At 58.4% G+C, this 5,618-nt stretch carries 6 protein-coding genes and 1 pseudogene; 1 reads left to right on the plus strand and 6 read right to left on the minus strand.

The window, feature by feature from the left end; genetic code table 11:
• Window positions 1–306: transposase (locus GA0061099_RS38585; protein WP_208604927.1), on the plus strand; the 306-nt coding region annotated here is incomplete at its 5' end.
• A gap of 66 nt (window positions 307–372) precedes the next feature.
• On the opposite strand, the gene GA0061099_RS40890 is transcribed toward GA0061099_RS38585, so the two are convergent.
• From GA0061099_RS40890 to GA0061099_RS38615, 6 genes and pseudogenes are all read right to left on the minus strand, one after another.
• Window positions 373–798, minus strand: coding sequence for a transposase (locus GA0061099_RS40890; RefSeq protein WP_100213465.1), 426 nt, complete (start codon window positions 796–798; stop codon window positions 373–375).
• 583 nt (window positions 799–1,381) lie between these two features.
• Window positions 1,382–1,519 (minus strand): glutamine amidotransferase-related protein, encoded by a 138-nt coding sequence (locus GA0061099_RS43360; protein WP_420886592.1) that lies wholly within the window; start codon window positions 1,517–1,519, stop codon window positions 1,382–1,384.
• A pseudogene (locus GA0061099_RS38595) lies at window positions 1,456–1,976 on the minus strand (anthranilate synthase component II). The gene GA0061099_RS43360 and the pseudogene GA0061099_RS38595 overlap by 64 nt, the downstream one beginning before the upstream one ends.
• Window positions 1,973–3,421, minus strand: a complete 1,449-nt coding sequence (gene pabB / locus GA0061099_RS38600; RefSeq protein WP_225138636.1) for an aminodeoxychorismate synthase component I — start codon at window positions 3,419–3,421, stop codon at window positions 1,973–1,975. The pseudogene GA0061099_RS38595 and the gene pabB overlap by 4 nt, the downstream one beginning before the upstream one ends.
• Entirely contained in the window at window positions 3,421–4,221 is an 801-nt protein-coding gene (locus GA0061099_RS39665; RefSeq protein WP_050996330.1) for a chorismate mutase family protein, read from the minus strand. Before GA0061099_RS39665 ends, pabB begins: the two co-directional genes overlap by 1 nt.
• Window positions 4,222–5,222: 1,001 nt before the next feature.
• Window positions 5,223–5,618: transposase (locus tag GA0061099_RS38615; protein WP_478209851.1), on the minus strand; the 396-nt coding region annotated here is incomplete at its 5' end.

The raw sequence follows: 5,618 nt of genomic DNA on the forward strand, positions 1-5,618 counted from the left end.
CGGGCCAGCCGTATGGCCAAAGCTGCTGATCTCGTCGAGCAGGCGGTTCACGAGACGCTCGCCTACTATGCCTTTCCGGACATCCATTGGCGGAAGATTCGAACGAACAATCCGCTCGAGCGCATCATGAAGGAGATCCGGCGACGAACCCGTGTCGTCGGCGCCTTCCCCGACGGTCAATCCTGTCTCAACTTAGCGGCGGCCCGGCTGCGGCACATTGCCGGAACGGTGTGGTCGACCAAATGCTACATGAACATGCGACCGCTCTATCAGCCACAACTCTCTGAAACCGGAGCCGTCGCCTGATCAAAAGTGCGAAAGATTCTGGACAGTACCCACGGATCGGATACGTGCGCTTAACGACGAGCTACGTCAACATTTGCTTGGCGGCAACGCCGTCATGACCGCTGGCATCGCTGCGCTTGGATCAGACGCAGTCAGGCGTTTGGTCCGCACCATCTCGGTCTTCGACACTTGACCTCCAGCCGACGCCGCGCTTCCTCTGCCGCCGCCAGCGCCCCCTGATGCTCGCTCCGTCGCGTAGCGCCGCGATGCCGGCAACACGCCTCGTTGTCGAAACCGCCGTCGCCAATCGTAGATCTGCCAGCGCGTTGCTCCGTGCTTGCGCGCCACCTCGGCCACCTGGGCACCGGGTAACAGACTCTCGGCGACGATCCGAGCTCTCTCAGCTTCCGAGCGCACGCGCCGCCCCGACGGTCCTTCCAGAACTTTCAACTGGCTCACCGAACCCGCCGATGGGCCGTCTAAATGGACGTCCTTTTTGCTGTCCAATCCCATCTCAAACCTCCGTCCAACCCGGAGGCTTCTTCGCACAGCTATCCCGATCCCGAACCAAGGGCTCCGGCTAAGCGCTTACTTCTCTCGAGGCAAGCACAAGCACAATTACCCTGTCTATTTGTCCGGCGTCGGGCCCACAGAAACAGCACGCAATCGTCGGCGGCAATATCAGCGACCGGCCTGCTCCAGGAGATCGCCGAGAACGTTCCCGTCGTCCGCTACATGCGACGATGGTCGCGAGACAAGGTGCGCGCGGAATGCGAGTAGCGAGGCTGGAGCGTCATCGTTGTGAATGTGATGAAGCGCGAGGATGTCACGGCGCCGCCGAATGCCGAAGCTCGACATCGTGCAGCACGAGGAGAGCTTTGAGGTCGTGCGGGCCGACGGGTTAAAGCGAGCCTTGGCAAACGGGAGGCGTCTAATAAAGAACCATAACCCGGCAGTAGACCACTCTTGTCTATCGGGGTTGACGCCGTGCCCGCGATTGAAGAACGGACGATTAGACTAACTGCCGGGATATCGAACAGCAGTTGGGATATTTGCCAGAAGTCTCGACAGAGGCGGATCACAAATAGACCCATCGTCACTCAGCGATACCGTCTTGCCAGTCGTTGGCGATTTTTAGGAAGTTGGCCAAGATGGTATGACCATGCTGCGTCAGAATCGATTCGGGGTGAAACTGAACGCCATAAGTCGGTTCAGTGAAGTGGGCGAGCCCCATGATTTCCTCCCTTTCGCTTCGGGCGGTGATGAGAAGCGGGATGGCCTCTGGGCGGGCAGTTCCACTGCAAGCGAATGGTAGCGCCCGGCGTTGAACGGACTCGGCACGCCTTGAAAAACGCCACTTCCATCATGGAGAATCGGAGTAGCCCGCCCATGCAGCGGCTCTTGGGCACGTCGCACCAAACCGCCAAATGCCTCACCAATGCACTGGTGGCCAGGCAGATGCCCAACATCGGGATTTTGCCACTGAGTTCGCGTACGAATGCCAGACAGTTTCCGGCGTCCTCCGGAGCGCATGGTCCGGGGGACAGAACGATAGCAGCAGGCCCGAGTTCCAAAATCCCGCTGACGTCGATCGCGTCGTTTCTAATGACACGAGGCACTTCATCAAGCTCGGCGAGATACCGTGCGACGGTAAATACGAACGAATCGTAATTGTCGATGAGGAGGATCATGGGTCGCTCGAATCGAGTTCCTCGAAGGCCTGCAGGATCCGCTCAGCCTTATCAAGAGTTTCTTGGTATTCCGCTGCTGGATTCGAGAGCGCCGTAATTCCTCCGCCGGCGTGAAACGATGCCCGTCCATTCAAAAACGTCACGGTGCGTATGGCGATGTTGGTGTCCATGAAGTCGTTGAAGCCGAGACAACCGATCGCTCCGCAATACGCGCCGCGCGTCTCCTGCTCGACTTCGGAGATGATCTCCATTGCGCGGAGCTTCGGCGCGCCCGTCACCGAACCGCCCGGGAAGGCGGCCAAGAGAACATCAAGCGCCGTGTTTCCTCTCATCAGTGTTCCGGTAACCGAGGATACCAAGTGGTGCACTCCGGCGTAGCTTTCGAGAGAGACCAGTGAAGGCGTTTTCACGCTGTGTGGGCGACAGACGCGAGACAGATCGTTGCGCAAAAGGTCGACGATCATGATGTTTTCGGCGCGGTCCTTTTCGGAAGCAAGAAGCGCCTTGGCGCTGCGCGAGTCTTGCTCGGGGTCGTTGGCACGTGGCGCGGTCCCCTTGATCGGGCGCGTCTCGACCTCCCGGTTTTCAACCTTCAGGAATCGCTCAGGTGAGCTTGAGGCCAAAGCAAAGTCGCCGTGCTCAAGATAAGCACAGAACGTGGCGGCGTTCCGGTGGCGTAGTTTCAAATAGAAGGCCCAGGGATCATAGCCAAATGGAAGATCGGAGATGAGGCGCTGGGCCACATTCGCCTGGAATATATCTCCTTCCAGGATGTAATGTATGACACGCGCGACAGCAGTTTCGTAACTATTTTGTTCAAAGTTCGAGCTCCAGCGTGAGCGCGGGATTGGTGGCGCGGGACCTCGAGCCCGCGAAACATCAAGGGCGAGGCGAGCTTCGATAAGCGCGGCTCGCTCCCGTGCGCGTGCCAAGCGGCTACTTAAATCTTTCTCCGGGTACCCAGACGAGATGATCCAAGCCCGATTTTCGATTTGGTCAAAAGCCACAACAACGTCATAGAATCCGAGCATGATCTCGGGCACCGGCCCCACCCCGGCAGCCGCCGGACGGGGCACGCGCTCAATGAGTTGTCCCATTTCGTAGCTAAAGAACCCAATTGAACCCGTTTGGAATGGCGGCAGGCCATTGTGGCTCTGGTGCGAGAAACGGCGCATCAGCTGCGCCAACTCGTAAAGTGGATCTTTGCCTGTGTGTTCGCCGTTCCAATATGACTTGCCGTGCTCGACCACCAGGCGACCGAACGGTGCTACCGTCACATAGGAATAGCGTCCAAGGGTCGAGTGGCGCATCGCGCTGTCAAGGAAGGCCAGCTCGCCAAGTGGACGCAGGCGAGCGGCCGCTATATGCGGTTCGAGCCACGCAATCTCGCGCACGTGCATAGGCCCACGCGTGAGGTTTTCTCCTTTTTCCGTCGCATCGCACATCAGAAGACGCCATTGCCCTCCATCGCAGAGAACAGCGCACGCATATTATCCTTATCGAAGCCCCGGTTCGACACGCGCGTAACAAATTCCAACTGCATTCCACTGTTCGTATCGCGGCGGGTGAAGGACTGATTCAGGCCAGGTCCTTCGATGATACCTGTTAACAAATCGGCTCCTCTCTCCTTTGCGTCCGCAAGCACTTCCTCCTGATTGTCGACTTCGATCGCCAAATGCTGGATACCAGGCCCGTATGCATCGATATACTGGCTCACATTAGATTTTGCTGAGGTGCCCTGACACAGAACGAACGTGACACCGCCTGCTCGCATCGTCGCAGTTTTCATCCCGCTTACGAGACCTTCGATGTCGGCACGGTCGATCAACTCAAAGCCGTACTGACTTCTGAACAGACCAATCGCGGCCTCTAGATCGCGAACAGCTATCGCGACATGATCGATGCGGGAAGCGTTTCGCGCGAGAAGGCTGGCGACAGGCGCATCATTTGCGCCGACAACGCGCCTCCTTTCCAAGCTACACGCCTCTTCAATGATCAGATTGTAAAGGCGGCGAACGAACCTAGCGTCAAGGCCGCTCTTGACCGCGAACGTCGCAACACGCGCATGGACGGCCTCAACGCGGGCGGGCTGCATAATGCTAATGCCGTGCTTTCGCTTGTGCTCCGCAATTCGCTCACAAATGGCAAAGCGCTCACTTAAAGCGCGCATCAACTCGTCATCAAAGTTATCGAGCCGCGCGCGCAGGCGATCGAGATCGGCATCATGGATATCCTGTCCGTCCATTTGTTCCTCCGGTGAAGCGCATTGCCCATCCCTAAACACATCATATTGGCAGCCGTCCGCGCTTGTGCATGCCCCACGCGAAGAGCCGGGCCGGGATGAGTCGTCGTCTGCGTCGAGAGGGACGCTCTGAAAATGCCAGCGATTGTAAGTTAGGCCCCGACTGGCTGAACAAAAGTTGGGACCGCAGCTGGAACGAGATTTTCCTGAGTGCCGTAGGTGTGGCAACACGAGCAGCGCTCGGAGTGTGATTGTGGTAGTCGTATTCCCCTGTTCCTACTGGCGAGATACTAATCCCGCTGTGCTCACACGGGCTCATGTTCGTCCACGCTCAGGACGCGAAGAGAACCATGCAAGCGACGTGCCCAACTGAAAGCTGCTGATTTCAGCCGCTTTGTCGACCTGAGCGAAGCGTCAACTTGTCGGCAGTGTCTCAAACCCGACGCCGACGCGTCTACTCTCAAACGATGGCTTGTCGGCGGGCACCGAAGCCTCGCGCTTGCTCTCGGCCGCAGCCGATTTTCCGCAACCTTGACCGAAATATGCGAACTGTTCGAGCGGCCTTCGGGCTGAGATGAGCAGAAGCTCAACATTCCTGTCGCATCGGAAGCAGCAAGTGACGGTCGCTTCGGACGTGGTACTCTGACAGGCCTAGGTAGGCCAGTCAGCCGACGCGCAGATTGTCGCAGCGGTTTTGCTCGGACGGTGTCTGCCGCGAAGAGGACTCCACAAATGAACTAGCAAGGTTCGCGCCGCTCAAGCCTGAAATCTCAAACGCCATCAGAGAAACAGGCTCCCGCTCAATCGTTTCGAGAATTGTTCACGGGCAACGGTCTACCCGTGGCACTCGTCAGCCAAAGAAGGACCGCCCTCGATAGACAATCGGTCGGATGTAATAGGTCCGCCGCAGTTCCCGTTCGAGCAACTCGCCCGACTTTTCGTCCACGGGATGGCCATGCTGGTCCGTTGGCGCCGTAATCAGGCGATTGAGATGAGCCTCGATTTCATGAAGAATAGCAATGATTTGCGTTCCACTGGGTAACGAGTCGTCCGTTAAGAAGCGAATTGAGCGGGGCGGGACGGCCGAACGTGCGCCATAGCTGGAGCAGGATGAGGCACAAGAGTTCTCTGAGCCAGGCGAGGATGCGGCGGAAGTTGTGGCCGACGGCTGAGAGGATGACGTTAGCCGCATCGCCGGCGCGGCCTTTGAGGTAGCAGCGGCCGAGGTGACCATCGGCCTTCAGGTGTCCGATGATGGGTTCGATGGCGGAGCGGCGGCGCAGCTCGCGCTTGATGACACCGAAGACGCCGCGCTTCTGGCCGGAGATGAAGATCCGTCGGGGATTTTGTGCGTCGTGGCCGCGGTATCCCTTGTCGACATAGGCCCGCTCGATCGCGCA

The organism is Bradyrhizobium yuanmingense (assembly GCF_900094575.1).
GTDB lineage: Bacteria > Pseudomonadota > Alphaproteobacteria > Rhizobiales > Xanthobacteraceae > Bradyrhizobium > Bradyrhizobium yuanmingense.

Excerpts from the sequence above, each read along its gene's own strand:
- GA0061099_RS39665 (WP_050996330.1), bottom strand. The coding sequence starts at position 4,221 with ATGGACGGACAGGATATCCATGATGCCGATCTCGATCGCCTGCGCGCG.
- GA0061099_RS40890 (WP_100213465.1), bottom strand. The coding sequence starts at position 798 with ATGGGATTGGACAGCAAAAAGGACGTCCATTTAGACGGCCCATCGGCG.
- GA0061099_RS43360 (WP_420886592.1), bottom strand. The coding sequence starts at position 1,519 with ATGGGGCTCGCCCACTTCACTGAACCGACTTATGGCGTTCAGTTTCAC.
- pabB (WP_225138636.1), bottom strand. The coding sequence starts at position 3,421 with ATGTGCGATGCGACGGAAAAAGGAGAAAACCTCACGCGTGGGCCTATG.